Source organism: Desulfatiglans parachlorophenolica (assembly GCF_055394735.1).
The window spans coordinates 5,333,483-5,349,297 of the sequence record NZ_AP042460.1; the positions used below are offsets into that span (position 1 = coordinate 5,333,483).

The 15,815-nt window shown below is 58.8% G+C and carries 13 protein-coding genes; 6 read left to right on the forward strand and 7 right to left on the reverse strand.

What is annotated here, in order from left to right:
* Window positions 1–37: 37 nt before the first annotated feature.
* The 4 genes from fdhF (at window position 38) to ACZ500_RS24745 (ending at window position 6,910) form a co-directional block, all read left to right on the forward strand.
* Window positions 38–2,806, forward strand: a complete 2,769-nt coding sequence (gene fdhF / locus ACZ500_RS24730; protein ID WP_464230098.1) for a formate dehydrogenase subunit alpha — start codon at window positions 38–40, stop codon at window positions 2,804–2,806.
* A gap of 91 nt (window positions 2,807–2,897) precedes the next feature.
* A complete protein-coding gene (locus ACZ500_RS24735; protein WP_464230099.1) occupies window positions 2,898–3,398 on the forward strand; it encodes an NADH-quinone oxidoreductase subunit NuoE family protein in 501 nt (166 codons plus the stop codon).
* 155 nt (window positions 3,399–3,553) lie between these two features.
* Window positions 3,554–5,341 (forward strand): NADH-quinone oxidoreductase subunit NuoF, encoded by a 1,788-nt coding sequence (gene nuoF / locus ACZ500_RS24740; RefSeq protein ID WP_464230100.1) that lies wholly within the window; start codon window positions 3,554–3,556, stop codon window positions 5,339–5,341.
* 87 nt (window positions 5,342–5,428) lie between these two features.
* Window positions 5,429–6,910 carry a gluzincin family metallopeptidase gene (locus tag ACZ500_RS24745; RefSeq protein WP_464230101.1) on the forward strand — a complete coding sequence of 494 codons (1,482 nt, stop codon included), beginning with the start codon at window positions 5,429–5,431 and terminating at the stop codon, window positions 6,908–6,910.
* A 269-nt stretch (window positions 6,911–7,179) separates the two neighbouring features.
* Here ACZ500_RS24745 and ACZ500_RS24750 read toward each other — a convergent pair whose 3' ends face one another.
* Both ACZ500_RS24750 and ACZ500_RS24755 read right to left on the reverse strand, forming a co-directional pair.
* Window positions 7,180–8,157 carry a tRNA 4-thiouridine(8) synthase ThiI gene (locus ACZ500_RS24750; protein WP_464230102.1) on the reverse strand — a complete coding sequence of 326 codons (978 nt, stop codon included), beginning with the start codon at window positions 8,155–8,157 and terminating at the stop codon, window positions 7,180–7,182.
* A 29-nt stretch (window positions 8,158–8,186) separates the two neighbouring features.
* Window positions 8,187–9,137 carry a DnaJ C-terminal domain-containing protein gene (locus ACZ500_RS24755; protein ID WP_464230103.1) on the reverse strand — a complete coding sequence of 317 codons (951 nt, stop codon included), beginning with the start codon at window positions 9,135–9,137 and terminating at the stop codon, window positions 8,187–8,189.
* A gap of 259 nt (window positions 9,138–9,396) precedes the next feature.
* Between ACZ500_RS24755 and ACZ500_RS24760 the strand changes: the two genes are divergently transcribed.
* Both ACZ500_RS24760 and ACZ500_RS24765 read left to right on the forward strand, forming a co-directional pair.
* A complete protein-coding gene (locus ACZ500_RS24760) occupies window positions 9,397–10,812 on the forward strand; it encodes a ferredoxin reductase family protein (protein WP_464230104.1) in 1,416 nt (471 codons plus the stop codon).
* 357 nt (window positions 10,813–11,169) lie between these two features.
* Window positions 11,170–11,973 (forward strand): methyltransferase domain-containing protein, encoded by an 804-nt coding sequence (locus tag ACZ500_RS24765; protein WP_464230105.1) that lies wholly within the window; start codon window positions 11,170–11,172, stop codon window positions 11,971–11,973.
* Here ACZ500_RS24765 and ACZ500_RS24770 read toward each other — a convergent pair.
* From ACZ500_RS24770 to ACZ500_RS24790, 5 genes are all read right to left on the reverse strand, one after another.
* Window positions 11,940–12,215, reverse strand: a complete 276-nt coding sequence (locus ACZ500_RS24770; RefSeq protein ID WP_464230106.1) for a hypothetical protein — start codon at window positions 12,213–12,215, stop codon at window positions 11,940–11,942. The genes ACZ500_RS24765 and ACZ500_RS24770 overlap by 34 nt on opposite strands.
* A 127-nt stretch (window positions 12,216–12,342) precedes the next feature.
* Window positions 12,343–12,909, reverse strand: coding sequence for a GAF domain-containing protein (locus ACZ500_RS24775; protein ID WP_464230107.1), 567 nt, complete (start codon window positions 12,907–12,909; stop codon window positions 12,343–12,345).
* 113 nt (window positions 12,910–13,022) lie between these two features.
* A complete protein-coding gene (locus ACZ500_RS24780; protein WP_464230108.1) occupies window positions 13,023–13,508 on the reverse strand; it encodes a universal stress protein in 486 nt (161 codons plus the stop codon).
* A 73-nt stretch (window positions 13,509–13,581) separates the two neighbouring features.
* Window positions 13,582–14,022: an ATP synthase subunit C gene (locus tag ACZ500_RS24785; RefSeq protein WP_464230109.1), complete on the reverse strand. Its 441-nt coding sequence runs from the start codon at window positions 14,020–14,022 to the stop codon at window positions 13,582–13,584.
* Window positions 14,023–14,041: 19 nt separating this feature from the next.
* Window positions 14,042–15,808, reverse strand: a complete 1,767-nt coding sequence (locus ACZ500_RS24790; RefSeq protein WP_464230110.1) for a V-type ATP synthase subunit I — start codon at window positions 15,806–15,808, stop codon at window positions 14,042–14,044.
* Window positions 15,809–15,815: the final 7 nt, after the last annotated feature.

Below are 15,815 nucleotides of genomic sequence, written 5' to 3' on the forward strand. Positions count from 1 at the left end.
ACGTATTTTATTTTCTTCAGGATAATTGGGAGTCGAAATGGGATCCAAAAATATGATTGTCATCGATGGCCGGGAATGCACCTTCAGCGAGGGCGAAACCATCCTGCAGGTCGCTCAGCGCAACGGGTTCGACATCCCCACGCTTTGTTATCTCAAAGGGGCCAGCCCCACCGGCGCCTGCAGGATCTGTGTGGTCGAGGTGGAGGGCATGAAGAACCTCGTGACCTCCTGCTCCACGCCGGCCGCAGCGAACATGGTGATCCGGACCGAGAGCCCCCGGGTCGTAGAGGCGCGGAGGTTGAATCTGGAACTCCTGTTGGCCTCAGGTCAGCACAATTGTCTCGCACAGGATATGGAACTGGACTCGTGGACCGATTTTCAGCTCGAGGCCATGGGGGCCGACGAGCACAAGGGCATCTGCCCGGCCTACGGGACCTGCCGCCTGCAGGACCTGGCGATCCGCTACCGCGTGAAGGGAAACCGGTTCTCGCCGGCGCCGCTCCTCTATCCGATCGAAAACGTGAATCCCTTTATCGTGAGGGATCACTCGCGCTGCATCCTTTGCGGCCGATGCGTACAGGCCTGCAACGAGATCCAGGTGAACAACGCCATCAGCTTCGGCTATCGGGGCACTGATGCCAAGGTGGTCACGAAGGGCGACCGAGCCTTGAAGGACTCGGACTGCGTCTTTTGCGGAGAATGTGTCCAGGCCTGCCCCGTGGGGGCCTTGATCCCCAAACGGGACTTCGAGCAGCGCGGTTTTCCGCTCGAGACCCGGAAGGTCCACACCACCTGTTCCTACTGTGGTGTGGGCTGCCAGCTCTATCTGCACGTCAAGGACAACCGGATCGTGAAGGTGACCGGCGTGGAAGATGTCGGCCCCAACTACGGGAGCCTCTGCGTCAAGGGGCGCTTCGGTTATGATTTCGTGGGGCATCCGGACCGCCTGCAAAAGCCTCTCATCCGCGAAAATGGGGCGTTCCGCGAAGCGGAATGGGACGAAGCCCTCGACCTGGTCAAGAGCCGGCTCGAAACGATCCGGGATACGTCCGGGCCGGACAGCATCGCGCTCCTGACCAGCGCGCGGGTCACGAACGAGGAGAATTATTTAGCTCAGAAGTTCGCCCGAGCCGTCCTCAAGACCAACAATGTAGACCATTGCGCGCGTCTCTGACACGCCTCCACTGTGGCCGGTCTGGCCGCGGCGTTTGGCAGTGGCGCGATGACAAACCCCATCGAAGACATCGAACGGGCCGATGTGATCCTCGTCACCGGCTCCAACACCACGGAAAACCACCCGGTGCTGTCCAGCTATGTCAAGCGGGCCGTCACCTTCAAGGGCGCAAAGTTGATTGTCGTAGATCCGCGGCGCGTTCAGATCGCGCGCTTCGCCCATCAGTGGCTCCGGCCGAAGCCGGGGACCGATGTGGCCTGGATCAACGGCTTCATGCACGTCATCATCGCGGAAAAGCTTTATGCCGAGAAATATGTCACCTCCCGGACGGTGGGCCTCGATGAGCTCAAGAAGAAGGTCGAAAAGTACACGCCGGCCTATGTTTCCGAATTGACGGGGATCCCGGCGGAGCAGATCGTCGAGGCGGCGAGGCTCTTCGCCTCGGCGCCTGCGGCCTCCATCCTCTACACGATGGGGATCACCCAGCACACCTGTGGAACTGACAATGTGAAATCCCTTGCCAATCTGTCGATGCTTTGCGGGAACGTCGGCATCCGCGGCGGCGGGGTCAATCCCCTGCGCGGGCAGAACAACGTCCAGGGGGCCTGCGACATGGGCGGACTGCCCAATGTCTACACGGGCTACCAGCAGGTGGGGAATATCGAGGTCCGAGAGCGCATGGAGAAGGCCTGGGGCGTCAAAGGGCTTCCCGAAAAACCGGGCCTGACAGCGACGGATATGATGAACAAGGCCCACCACGGGGAATTGAAGGCCCTGTATATTATCGGTGAAAACCCGATGGTTTCGGACCCGGATCTGTCGCATGTGGAGGCCGGCATCAAGCGGCTCGATTTCCTGGTGGTCCAGGACATCTTCCTGACCGAGACCGCCGCGAAAGCGGACGTGGTTTTGCCGGCCGCCTGCTTCGCCGAAAAGGACGGGACCTTTTCGAACACCGAGCGAAAGGTCCAGCGCGTCCGCAAGGCCGTCGACACGCCGGGTGAGGCGCGGCAGGACTGGGAGATCATCGCCGATCTCTCGACGCGGATGGGTTATCCGATGAAATACGACAACCCCAAGGCCATCATGGAGGAGATCGCCAGCCTGACGCCTTCCTACTGCGGCATCAATTACGCCCGCCTCGAACAGGGGGGGATCCACTGGCCCTGCACGGGCACGGATCATCCGGGGACGCCCTGCCTGCACATGGATCAGTTCACCTGCGGCCTGGGGGTGTTCCATGCCATCGATTACATCCCGCCGGCAGAGGTGCCGGACGAGGAATACCCGCTCTTCCTGACGACGGGGCGCGTCCTTTATCAGTACCACACGGGGACGATGACCATGAAAGTGGAAGGGCTGAACGATCGGGCCCCGGAATGCTTTGTGGAACTGTCGGCGGAGGACGCCGACCAATGGGATGTCAAGACCGGCGACCGGCTGAAGGTCACGTCGCGCCGGGGGGAGATCGAGGCCAAGGCGCTTGTCTCCAATAAAGCGGTCAAGGGCACCATCTTTTTGCCGTTCCACTATGCGGATGCGGCGGCGAACCGGTTGACCAACGCAGCCCTGGACCCCGTCTGCAAGATCCCGGAGTTCAAGGTGTGCGCAGCCAAAATCGCCAAGGCCTGAGCGACCCGCGCCGGCGAGAATAGAGGCCGGCTCCGGTCGTGTCCTCCGGCGGATGGGTTATCTTGAAGGAAAAGCGTCGAGGAGAGCGATTATGCTGGACCGAAAACACCTTCCAGCCCTGAATCCGGATCTGAGCGGGGATGTCATGGCGAAGGTCGACGAGGTGCTCGACGGTCTGAAGGACAAGCCGGGGAGCCTCATCCCGGCATTGGAGGCCTGCCAGCGCATCGTGGGCTATCTGCCGCTGGAGCTTCAGGACTATATCGCCGAGCGTTTGAATATCCCCGGCAGCACCCTTTACGGGGTGGTCACGTTTTATTCCTTCTTTTCGATGACGCCGAAGGGGCGGCATCCGATCAAGGTGTGTATGGGAACGGCGTGCTATGTCCGCGGCATCGCGGAGGTCGCACGCCGTATTTCCGCCGAGTATCATCTGGAAATCGGGCAGACGACGGAGGACCGCCGGTTCTCTCTGGAGGCTGTCAGGTGCCTCGGGGCCTGCGGGCTTGCGCCGGTGGTTGTCGTCGGGGACGATATCCACGGCGGGGTGACGTCGGATCGGGTGATGAAGATCCTGGAACGTTATCCATAGCCGCCTTTTTCTTAGTCAAGAGCCTGTCTCGATCCGCCGTGCCGCGCTGTATTCCTGTCCTTTCGATTTCTTCCAAGCCTTCTGACCAATGTTTGCACGGCAGGCAGGTATGGAGCCGGTCTGCGTTTTTTCCCTAGACATGAGGAGGTCCCAGGATGCAACCATTTCGAACCGAAGTGTTTCTCTGCGGGGGCACGGGTTGCCATGCGTCGGGAAGCCGGGAAGTCAAAAAGGTCCTGCTGCAGGAGATCGCCCGGCACGGGCTCGAAAAAGAGATCCGCGTGACCGAAACAGGGTGCAACGGGTTTTGTGCGCAGGGCCCGGTCATGGTGGTGCAGCCCGAGGGGATTTTTTATCAGAAACTGAAGGTGGACGATATTCCCCTCCTTGTCGAGGAGCATTTTCTGAATAAGCGTCCGGTCGAGAAGCTGTTCTACGAAGAGCCGACCTCGCGCGAGCGTATCCCGAGGATGAACGATATTCCTTTCTATGCCCGGCAGACGCTGATCGTTCTGCGCAACCGCGGGGCGCTCGACCCGGAGAACATCGAAGATTACGTCGCACACGGGGGGTACGTTGCGCTCAGGAAGGCCCTCCTCGAGATGACCTCGGAGGCCATCATCGCGGAGGTCAAACAATCAGGGCTCAGGGGCCGAGGAGGCGCCGGGTTCCCAACCGGCCTCAAGTGGGAGTTTGCGTGCAAGGCCACGGGTGAGACCAAATATGTCTTGTGCAACGCCGACGAGGGGGATCCCGGTGCATTCATGGACCGGAGCATCCTCGAGGCCGATCCCCATGCCGTGCTGGAGGGTATGATCATCGCCGCAAAGGCGGTCGGGGCCCGGAGCGGATACATTTACTGCCGTGCCGAATACCCGCTGGCCCTGCACAGGATGGAGATTGCGATCGAACAGGCGCGGCGGCACGGCTTCCTCGGCGAGAATATCCTGGGCAGCGGCTTTGGATTCGATCTCGAAATCTATCAGGGTGCCGGCGCATTCGTCTGCGGAGAGGAAACCGCCTTGATGAATTCGATCGAGGGCCGGCGCGGCATGCCGCGGCCAAGGCCGCCGTTTCCGGCTCAGCAGGGGCTCTGGAAGAAGCCCACGGTGCTCAACAACGTCGAGACCTACGCGAACATCGCCCAGATCATCAACAACGGCGCGGCCTGGTATGCCGGCATCGGGACCGAATCGAGCAAAGGCACCAAGGTCTTCGCCCTGACAGGCGACGTCAACAATATCGGTCTGGTGGAGGTTCCGATGGGGACGACCCTCCGGACCATCATCTTCGATATCGGCGGGGGGATCCCCCGGAAGCGGAAATTCAAGGCGGTCCAACTGGGCGGCCCTTCGGGCGGCTGCATTCCGGAGGAATTGCTCGATGTGTCGGTGGATTTCGAATCGATTGCCAAGGTCGGGGCCATCATGGGCTCCGGCGGGATGATCGTGATGGACGATCAGACCTGCATGGTGGACATGGCCCGGTTCTTCATGGATTTCATCCAGGATGAATCCTGCGGGAAGTGCACGCCCTGCCGCGAGGGGACCAAACGCATGCTCGAGATCCTGGAAAGGATCACGCAGGGTAAGGGGGAGCCGGGGGACATCGAGAGCCTCGAGAGCCTGAGCCGGACCATCAAGGATTCCGCCCTCTGCGGGCTCGGCCAGACCGGGCCGAACCCGGTGCTCTCGACCCTGCGGTATTTCCGGGACGAATACGAGGCGCATATCTACGAGAAGCGCTGCCCGGCGAAGCGCTGTCCGGCCCTTATGAAGTTCGAGGTCAATCCGGATGCCTGCATCAAATGCGGTCTCTGTTTCCGGAACTGCCCGGTGCAGGCGATTACCTGGAAAAAGAAGGAGACGGCCTTCATTCACAAGGACAAGTGCATCAAATGCATGACGTGCATTACGCACTGCCCGGCCGATGCAATCGATTAGCGGTTTGCAGGACTCGCCTTCCGAGGCATCGAGGCCGTTGAATGTGCTGAGTTCCGGCCGGAGAGGGTCGCCCGCATGGGCGTAAGCATGAAAACGAGCCGTGCAAATCTCGAAAACACCCTGCATCATCTCAATTACCGATGGAACCTCGAGGCGCTCGCCCTTTGGAAAGGGATCGAGCCGCCCTTCAAGGCGCACGAGATCTATGCCGGCTACGAACGGTTCTTGAGCCTCGAAACCCTCCGCGCCATCGATGCCATGGCTGCCGACGGCGACAGGACGCGCCTTCGGCACGCCCTGATCGACCACTACCTTCAAAACATCCTGTTACCGCACGAAACGGAGATGCGCACCTGGATGCGGGGTGCATCGGCGCATGTGGACGGCCGGAAGATCTACTTTGGCGACATCATCCCGTGGTGCCAGAAGGCGAGCACCCTGGAGCAGCGTCTGATCCTGCAGAAGGAGACCGGGCCGCTCTGCAAGTTCCTGAGGCCCTTCGCCCTGAACTACTGGAGCATCATGCTGGAGACCCTCCGGGAGGACTTGGGTTTTGCGGACTACCGGGATTACTGCAGCAGTAAGAAGGGCCTCGATTACGCCCCCTATGTCGGCAGGATGGAGGCGCTTCTCGAGGAAACCGCCGACCTCTATTTCCCCGCCATGGACCGCTGGTGCCGCGCCTGCTATGGGCGCGCGCTTGCCGGCCTCACCCGCTTCGATGCCATCCACCTCCTGGGGATGGCCGAGTTCGATCCCCTTTTTCCTGACCGGACCCTCGATTCCACCCTGGATTTTTTCGGGTATTGGGAGATATCCCTGCCCGGCATCCCCGGGCTTCAGCTCGACCTCGGACGGGAGAGGGGCAAGAGCGCCCAGGCGATGTGTTTCATTCTGCAGGTCCCCGAGGAGGTTTATGTCCTCATGAAGCCCGAGGGGGGGTGGGTGGATCTGGAGACCCTCTGGCACGAACTGGGTCACGGCCTTTCCGCGGTCTTCACCTCACCCGATCTCAGCATCGTGGAGCGGGATCTCGCCACCACCTACAGCCTGTCCGAATCGTTCGCCTTCCTGCTGCAGAACCTGAGCCTTTCCCAGCAGTTTCTACGGGGGTATCTCGGCCTCGCGGAGGAGGACGCGGAGCGCCTGGCCTACCACAAAACATTGAAAGACTTGGCCTTCTTCCGCCGCTACGCCGCCAAGTTCCTGGCCGAATATGCCATGTTCGAGTCGGGGGATATTTCCGACGGTCGGGTCTATGCCGATCTGATGTTTCGGCACACCGGCTTTTATTATCAGCCCGAGAGTCACCTGTTCGATCTCGTGCCGGAGTTCTACAGCCTGGATTACATCCTGGGCTGGATGACGGAGGCGATCCTGGAGGCCGAACTGCAGAGCCGGTTCGGGGAGACGTGGATGTTTGAGGCTGGGGCGGGAGAGGTCCTGAAAAAGTGGTGGGCGCAGGGCAACCGTGAGGATATCCAGACGTTTCTTTCAAGAAACCATCTTGGGCAGCTCGGACCGGATGCCCTTCTCAGCCGATGGCGAAAACGTCTCCAGGCATCCTGATCGGCTGCGGAGTCTTTTCCCGGGCAGCATCTTTTCATTCCTCATGCCCTCTTGAGTTGCCGGCGCTGTGGATTGCCTTTCTGTCTCGATGCCACCGGGAACAAACTACTTGGAAGCGCGGAGCGGTCTTGTTGCCCTATCCGGCAAACCGGTTCCTCGATCCGTTGGAGTTTTTTGGTTCCCCAATGCGACAATGGAAAGAATTCGATCGCCCGATGGCTCGGATTGACGCCTCGCCGCTTCAAAACCGCCCGGTGTCTTAACATGGTTCAAAGCATCATGTGACGGTAGATATCTTTCGGGTGGACCGGCGCCTGTTCCATAACCATAACCGTTTCCAGTGCCCCTTTCACGTATACGGAGCAGGTCGCCATTCCATCGGTGTCGCTGTAAGCCAGCGCAATAGCCGCTGCGGTCTTGCACTCGTCTTCGGATGGTTTGCCTGAAAGAAGGACGGAAGGGCCCGGTACGTTCACCGCCGTTAGGATGAGGTCGCCCGGTCTCTGAAGGGCTTCGATGGCCTCGTTTTCGGCCTTGTTGCGGCCGACGGCAATCTTTGCATCGGGTCCCAGCCGAAAATGCCGTCCGAGCTTGAGAAGTTCGATCTGGTGGAATCCCGGGTCCGGTGTGTGGGCCAGGAGATCGCGCAGTCGCTTCGAAAAGACGGGTTCGGTCAGGAGGCAGCCGCCGCCGGGCGCCGGGTAACGCATGATATTGAAGCGGCGGGCCATCGCCATCTGCGGCTTGCGACTCCGCCCCTGAAAATCCTCCAGCCGCTCGCGGTCGACCCAGCCCTTTTCTTCCGGGATGCTCATCGGCAGGCGCTTCGCCGACAAAGGTCGCAGGAGAAGCCCGTCCAGGTCGCTTTCCGCTTCGACCACGCGCAGGGCCTGCCGGTTCTGGCTCATGGGCCGCTGTCCGAGGACCTCGCCGCTGATTACGAAAGAGGCCTCTTCTGTTGCAAGCATTTCCCCCGCGATGCGGAACATCAGGGCGTGGCAGTCGATGCACGGATTCATGTTGCCGCCGTAGCCGTGGCGGGGGTGCTTGACGACCTCGAAATGGCGTTCCGTGATGTCGACGATTTTGAAAGGCAGGCCCATGGAGCGGGCCGATTCGATGGCCTTGGCCGGGCCGAAAAAAGGGGTTTCAAAAAAAAAGGTCAGGACATCGACGCCCTGGTCCTTGATCAACGCTGCGGCAAGCATGCTGTCAAGGCCCCCGGAAAAGACGCACAGGGCTTTCATCCAGACGACATTCCTCCTCGATCAGTTTTTTACAGCCCTGCAGCGGCCAGGGAATGCACCAGCGCCGCTTGTTCTTCGTTCAGTTCCTTGGGGATGCCGATCTGGATCTCGACATAGGCGTCCCCGCGTTCCCCGCCGTTCATCTGAGGCAGGCCGTATCCCTTCAGTCGAAATTTGGTATTCCCCTGGGTGCCGGGGGAGACCTTCAGCTTCAGGTCTTTGCCGTCGATCGTCGGCACCTCCACCTCGGTGCCGAGAACCGCATCGGAAAAGGAGATGTTCTGCCGGACATAGAGATCGTTGCCTTCTTTCCTGAAGACGGGATGCTGCAAGGCCTTGATCTGGATGTAAAGATCCCCCGGGGGTCCGCCGTTGTGCGATGGATGCCCCTTGCCTGCGAGGCGGAGCTTTTTCCCTTCGGAGATCCCGGCCGGGATCTTGACGGATACGCTTTCCGGATTTCCCTGGAGCGTATAAGAAATGACTTTTGTGGTCCCTTGGGCGAGCTCTTCGAGGGTCAGAGGCAACTCGTAGATCACATCCTGGCCTTTCCTGGGTGCGGCTGCCGTCCGTCCGCATCGGCCGCCGAAGTCACCCCCGTTCTGAAAATGGGAACCGCGACCCCCACCTCCCGCGCCTCCGAAGAGGTGACTGAAAACGGAATCGCCTCGGCCGCCCCCTCCGGCAAAGCCGAATTCCTTGAAGATGTCACCGAAGTCGAAGTTCCGGAATATGTCTTCCTGGCTGTAGCGGTTGCCGAATCCCTCCGCCCCGAATGCATCGTACTGACGACGCTTTTCGGGATCGCTCAGAACGGCGTACGCCTCACTGATGTCTTTGAATCTGGCCTCCGCCGCCTGGTCGCCGCCGTTGTGATCCGGATGGTACTTCATGGCCAATTTGCGGTAGGACTTCTTGATTTCTTCCTGGGAGGCTGTTTTGGATATACCCAGGATCTTGTAATAATCTTTGCCGGACATAGGCATACCTGTCCCGTGAAATTTGACCGATAAAAAGCTAACCAATATTAGTCACCATCCTGTTAAAGTCAAGGCGGCGCGGAAGCCCGGTCAGGTAAAAAGCGGGTGTTGCATCTTGGCGGGAATGCTGGCAGGATGATCAGGCTGCAGAGCGGGTTCAGAGGTGATGCAGGCAATACGCCCGCTCCGCAACGGTTCGGGGCCCGGACCCGGGATGCGTGATGCCGTGGATAAGGCGGTTCGGGAAAGGGGGAACAGTGTGAAAGATCTAAAAGAAGATTACAGAGGTGTCAAGTCGCCGGCAGGACGGGGGTTGCAACGCATCGGCATCCTGGCTTTGGGCGGGTTGCCCCTGGGGGTTTTTGCCGGTGCATGGTTGTGGCACCGGTGGGACAAGCTTTTCGATGGCTGGGGCTACTTCTGCGGTGCCCTGGGGAATCTTTTTGCGCTGCTGGGCTTGTCGTTGGCGGTGGTGATGGTGTGTCTCGGCGCGCGTCCCCGGTGGATCGAACGGCGCTTCGGCCTCGACCGGATGCTCAGACTGCATCAGGTGATGGGTCCTGTGGTGGTGGGGTTCCTGATGCTCCATGCCTTTCTGCGGACTCTGAAGGTATCGCTCGTGTCCGAAGGGGTTTGGCGCTGGGATTTCCTGACCACACTGAGCTATGAAAACTGGACCGAAACGGCCCTCTCCGGCGCGAGGATCGCACTGGCACTGGTTATCGCGACCTCTGCACTCGCCAAACTGGGGCGGTATTTCCTGCCCTTTCACCTCTGGAAGATCCCGCACCTGCTTCTCTATGCCGCCGTGGCGCTGGGGTTTACCCACAGCATCATCGTGGGCGACGATATGCTTCACTTCCCCTATGTCCTTGTATGGGCAGGCCTGCTGCTGTTTTTCCTGTGGACTGCAACTCAGCGTTTTCGCTATATCGGAAGCCGGAGGCAGCTTTTTAGCGGTGTCCTCGTGAAGGCAACGCCTGAAACCCATGATACGAAGACCCTTCGGGTGGCCCCTAAGGCCGGCTCCGCACTCGTCAAGCAGCGTTTGCCCGGTCAGTTCGCCGTCATCCGCTACAAGCGGATCCACGGCTACAGCCAGCCGCGTCCGTTTACCATCTCTGCCCCGCCGGCGTCGGACGACCTTACGTTTACGATCAAGCAGACGGGCCGTTTTACGCGGAAGCTTCACAAGCTGCGCGAGGGGTCGGGCATCCTTTGTGAAGGGCCTTACGGGGTGTTTGTGCCGGATCTGGAGCGGGAGCGGAACCTTGTCCTGATTGCAGGCGGCGTCGGGATAACCCCTTTCCTGAGCATCATTCGGCATATCCAGCTGCAGAAGCTCGACATCCGAACAACCCTGATCTGGGCCAACAAGACCCGGAAAGATTGCATTGCCGGCGAGGAGTTGGCGGGGATGGCCACCCAGGGTCTTTTCAAACTGGTCCACGTCTTCAGCCGCGAGGCCTCAGGCAAGGAGGCCCCCGGGCAGGGCCCCGTATATACTGAGACCGGCCACATAGACCGTGGCATCCTCAAGAAATATATCGAACCTGAACGCGCCTCCTACTATCTCTGCGGTCCACTCGCGATGCAGGACTTCGTCCTCCGAGAATTGAAGGCGGGCCTCGGCGTGCAGCAGAGGCAGGTCAAGCGGGAACTCTTCTTCTGGTAAAGCAATCGGGTCTAAAGCAATCGGGTCGGACCAGATTAATGTGTTGAATATATTCGAATAAGACCTCTAGGAAAGGCACTTTCAGGGCTTAAACCGCCCATTTTGGTACGAAAAAGGAATATCATGGCTAAAAAGAACACATGGGAGATGTTTCTCAACGTGTTGAAAAATCCCTTGTGTCCAGGATGTTCAAAAACAGCTGAATGCAAGGGTTCCGGAATCCCGTGGACTGAGGCGCACGTACCAGTGCAGTGCGCCTCAGTGACAGGGAATGGGCACAACGCTGCAGACGGTGGTTTTTCAACGGCCTGTCAACCGAGTTCCAGCCGGGCAAGGATCGGGCATGTGAGGGAAGATATGGGCAGGGCATATGTACACGGCTACGACCTTCGAGAAAATATCCGTCTGCAGGATCAGGCTGCGACCTTGATCGAGCTGTTGCATTCCGACACGTTTTACCCCCCGGGGCACTCCGTTCTCGAAGCGGGGTGCGGCGTGGGGGCGCAGACTTGCACCCTTGCGGCAAACAGCCCGGGTGCTGTGATTACTTCTGTCGATATCTCTTATTCGTCCCTCTGTGAGGCCAGGCAGAGAGCAATGTCGGCCGGGCATGACAATGTCCGGTTCCTGCAGGCCGATATTTTTCATCTGCCGCACGAGCAGGATTCCTTTGACCACATTTTCGTCTGCTTCGTCCTGGAGCATCTCGACCGGCCGGTCGAGGCGCTGCGGATACTGAAGACTTATCTGAAACGGGGCGGCACGATCACCGTGATCGAAGGAGACCACGGTTCGACTTATTTCCATCCCGACAGCGCTGCGGCGCGCCGGGCGATCCAATGCCAGGTCGAATTGCAGCGCCGGGCCGGCGGCAACGCCATGATCGGCAGAACACTCTACCCCCTTTTGAAGGAAGCCGGATACTGTTCCATTCATGTCTCTCCGCGGATGGTCTACGTCGATTCGAGCAGACCGCAACTGGTGGATGGCTTCACGAGGAAGACATTCACGGCCATGATCGAGGGGGTGCGAAAGGCAGCGATCGAGGCCGGGATCGTCGAGCCGGATGTCTTCGAACAGGGAATCCGGGATCTCTACCGTACGGCCGAGCCTGATGGGGTCTTCTGCTACACGTTCTTCAAGTCGGTGGCCTTGAAATGAATTTTGCGTTGGTGATGAGATGGATTCGGCAGTCGATCCGTCGTCGGATCCGCCTGGCCGGCCAGCCCTGCCTTCAGGCTGACTGCGAACTCAGGTGCGCTGGTGCCATAAGCGACGACGGTCAGACCGATAACGAGTGGCGGCAATCCTATGGCGCGAGCCATCCCGCTCGCACCGCGCACCAGCAGTTCCGCGCCGAGTGTCAACGCAGCCAACCCGATGAAAATCATGACCAAAGCCATGCTGACTATCCAGGTTTCACAAGCGAGGGAGCGGGAACGATGATTGCCCCCTTATCCAGGCGGCAATTAACTGCCCTTTTGGAGGCGGGAAGTATGCCAGGGGCCTTGTTCGAGCCTCCTCGAGGTGTCAGCGTTCTCGCGGAGATATCCACTCCCGAGGATATTCGCAAAGAACGGCGCCGATGGTTTGCAGCCCGTTGAGATAGCGGGTGTGCATGATGGCGATCCCCATGAGGCCTGCCAGAACGCGCAGCGAGTCCACATCACGCTCCGAAATATCCCATGCCTGGCGCTGATACAGACGAAGGATCCCGATGATCTCGTTCAGATAGGGAATGGGGACGGACACAACGGCTCCGATCCCCTCTTTCAGCGTCTCCTCGGGATACTGCAGCTGGGTATCACGGCTGACGTCTCGGATGATGATGGTTTCCCCTCGCATGGTGGCCGCAACGCTTTTCTCAGCGGAGACAGGCCCCTTCCCGAGGAAGGTCAAGCTCAAGCCGAAGCTTGCAGCCCTCTCCAACTCGTTCGACTCCCTATTGAGAAGAAGCAACGAGCAGCCCTTGATATCGAGAGCTCCGACGAGCAGCTGGGTCATGTGATGGAGCATCACTTTGAGGTTGCCCCATTCCCCTGCAATGGCCCGCGTAATGATCTTAAAGGCTTCTATGGTGATCTTGTCTTCAGGCATTATCCTTCACCCCAAAATGAATCATCGGTCATTGAAATCCTCAAACGTCTTTCGAAAGAGGAGTTGAAGCCTCGAGGGCCCAGGCTCGTCGGAAAGCGCTTGACGTACATTGTTCACGTAATGATGCAGATCGCGACACCTTTCAAGGATTCCATGACGGCCTGATAAACATTCTTGGCGAAGATCCGCCACACGTGACTTGGCCGGAAGGTCAGTACGACGACGTCATATTTTCCTTCTTTGACGGTTTCAACGATCTCCTCTGCCTCGTCTCGACTGCTTTCCCTGAAGATATGGTCGACTGAATCCCTCTTGAAACCAGCCTCGACGAGGCGGTCCTTGGTTTCCGCCAGGCGGTGCTCGTACTCCAGGAGTTGCTTTTCAATGCCGTTTCGTACGATCGCCTCCCCGATGGCCGCAGGCCAGGACCCCAGGGACTTGGAGTAATCGGGGGCTTCACTGGGCAGGGGAGGATACGAACTGAAAATCGTTATCGAGACCCCCTCCCGGTCGGTAAAGGTCCGCAGCACAAATTCCAGGGCCTTCTCGTCTTTTTCGGTAAAGGTAAAGGTAAGGAGAATTTTCTGCTTATCAGCCATGTGCTTCCCTCTGCCCGCAAAAAGGTTCATGAATCGGGATGGACCCTTGAGCCCCTCCGCGCCCCGAAGGCCTTCATCCGATGGATGTGGCGATGATCAGGCCGAAAACCATGGCGAACAGGGCAAAGCTTTCAACAATTCCGACGGCGGCAAAGCATTTCCCAAAGACCTCCGGCTTCTTGGAGGAGGCCAGGATGCCGGTGGCAGCCACCTTTCCTTGATAGATCGCCGAGATGCAGATTCCTATGCCGCAGAACAGGCCGATACCTAGCAGGGCGAGTCCGGCAGCGGCATCGATCTTACCGAGAAGTACGAACATGAGAACCACGCCGTAAATCGTCTGTGAGGAAGGGGCGGCCGACATGCCGATGAACTTGCCGTGCCCTTCTTCCACCTTAGCCATGACTCCGTGGGAGGCGGCACCGGCAATGCCGCAGCCGATCGAGCTTCCCAAGGCCGGTATCCCTATTGCGCAGGCACATCCCACATACCCCAACATCGTGTTAATGTCCATCTTGACTGTCTCCCATTCTCTAGTGTTGTGTTTTTCTCAGACAAAAAGGTTTATAAATCAAACCATCTCCCGTAAAGCACCACCGGTACCATTCGAGGAAATTGAGCCGAAGCCCGTGGATGACTCCACCCATCACACCGAGGAGCAGGTTCACGGAATGCCCCGCGATGAGGACCAGAGTGGCGAGCACCCATCCGACATACGGCACGCCGTTGACGATGCCCTCGGCGAGGGTATTGAACGTCTGGGCCATATAAACCGTTGCAATGCCCAGGGCGAAGAGCCGCAGATAGGAGAGGACATCCGAAAAAACCTGTACGATACCCAGAAGTCCGTTCAACCCTTCCAGGACCCGAAAGATGGGATTCCTGCTCTTGGAGGAGAAGAAAAAGACGATGGCCAGGCCGATGATCGTACCGTAGGTGGCGAAAGGGTTGTCAGGGGCGCCTAGCATCTTACCGCTCACCAGAAAATAACCGGCCCAGATGGTGATGATCCAGCCTAGGGAGGCGTAGGCGCGGGTATTTTTAAACTGAATGATGTGGGAGAGCGAGATGTGGATCATGCCGATGATGATCGACAGGATCATGGCATTGTTTTGGCCTTCCTTCGTGCTTACATCCAACAGGCAAAGCTTCCATAGGGGATTTTCCCGATCGATCTGTAGCCCGAAATAACCTATGGTAATGACGCCGTAAATGGTCACCGATGCGCTCAGCAAGTACATCAAACGGAAAAAACGGACTGCAAAGGGTGATGAACTTTTGAATTTGCGCTGCAGAAGAAAGGTGACCGCCAGGAGTGTGAGGCCATAGCCCGCATCGCCGATGATCATTCCGAAAAAGACAGCGAAGCAGTACAAAACGAATCCGCTCGGGTCGAAATCCTGATAACTCGGGTGGGAGTAGACTTTTACCAGATCTTCGCCGGAGTCGAAGGCGGGTTTGTTGGTGAGGAGGACAGGCACCTGCTCGTTGTCGGAAGGTTTTTCGCTGAAATAATGGAGGGCGAAAGACGGCCCGATTTTTGCGATGAGTTCGGCCTCTGGAAGCGGGGACCAGCAGGATACGGTGAAGAGATTGCCATCGAGCGCTGCTCCGGCGTTCAATACGGCGCGGCGATATTCCAGCAGATCGGTCAGCTCCGTCTCGGTCCTTTTCAGGGTCTCCAGATGCGCAGCCAGCCGGCGGTATTCCGATTCGATGCGCTCGAGTTCGGCGGTTTTGGCATCCAATTCCCTCTGAATGATGGAGACATTCTTGGAAGGGATTTTCTCTTCGGGCACGGGCAATACGACCGGTCCTAAAGAGGCCGTCACGAAGCACACCTCACCCCGGCTGATTCCTACTACCCGGTGATAAATGTGCTCCAGGGGCAGCGTTTCGAAAACCTTCTGGGAAACACGAAAAAACTGGATGTTCAGGCCGCTTTGACGCAGGGCATCGAGTTCCTGGACGTCAAAATCACCCCACACCTCCTGAAGGAACAGCTCCTTTTTCAGCGCGGCGATCTCTGCCAGGAGAAGGGTTTCTCTTTGGGCCAGGGTCTCGCGCTGCGAGCAAAGGGCCAGACCTGAGAGGGGCTCGGGCGGCTCGGCGGGGGTGGTACCTACGTTCTTTGAAGTCAGGATCTTCCTGGCCTCAGTCACTCGGGCGAGGGTTTTGACGAGGTCCTGGGGTTCGGCCGCCTCCTTCGGGTGACGAAGATGTACGACGCCAACCTCCTGCAGACGCTCTAAAAACCGCTCTTTATCCGCCTCGACGCCGACGAATGTAATCTTTCGCATGGGGACG

What these genes read in the sequence shown, in the direction of transcription:
- ACZ500_RS24735 (WP_464230099.1), top strand. Translation starts at nt 2,898, where the DNA reads ATGCTGGACCGAAAACACCTTCCAGCCCTGAATCCGGATCTGAGCGGG.
- nuoF (WP_464230100.1), top strand. Translation starts at nt 3,554, where the DNA reads ATGCAACCATTTCGAACCGAAGTGTTTCTCTGCGGGGGCACGGGTTGC.
- ACZ500_RS24745 (WP_464230101.1), top strand. Translation starts at nt 5,429, where the DNA reads ATGAAAACGAGCCGTGCAAATCTCGAAAACACCCTGCATCATCTCAAT.
- ACZ500_RS24750 (WP_464230102.1), bottom strand. Translation starts at nt 8,157, where the DNA reads ATGAAAGCCCTGTGCGTCTTTTCCGGGGGCCTTGACAGCATGCTTGCC.
- ACZ500_RS24755 (WP_464230103.1), bottom strand. Translation starts at nt 9,137, where the DNA reads ATGTCCGGCAAAGATTATTACAAGATCCTGGGTATATCCAAAACAGCC.
- ACZ500_RS24765 (WP_464230105.1), top strand. Translation starts at nt 11,170, where the DNA reads ATGGGCAGGGCATATGTACACGGCTACGACCTTCGAGAAAATATCCGT.
- ACZ500_RS24770 (WP_464230106.1), bottom strand. Translation starts at nt 12,215, where the DNA reads ATGGCTTTGGTCATGATTTTCATCGGGTTGGCTGCGTTGACACTCGGC.
- ACZ500_RS24775 (WP_464230107.1), bottom strand. Translation starts at nt 12,909, where the DNA reads ATGCCTGAAGACAAGATCACCATAGAAGCCTTTAAGATCATTACGCGG.
- ACZ500_RS24780 (WP_464230108.1), bottom strand. Translation starts at nt 13,508, where the DNA reads ATGGCTGATAAGCAGAAAATTCTCCTTACCTTTACCTTTACCGAAAAA.
- ACZ500_RS24785 (WP_464230109.1), bottom strand. Translation starts at nt 14,022, where the DNA reads ATGGACATTAACACGATGTTGGGGTATGTGGGATGTGCCTGCGCAATA.
- ACZ500_RS24790 (WP_464230110.1), bottom strand. Translation starts at nt 15,808, where the DNA reads ATGCGAAAGATTACATTCGTCGGCGTCGAGGCGGATAAAGAGCGGTTT.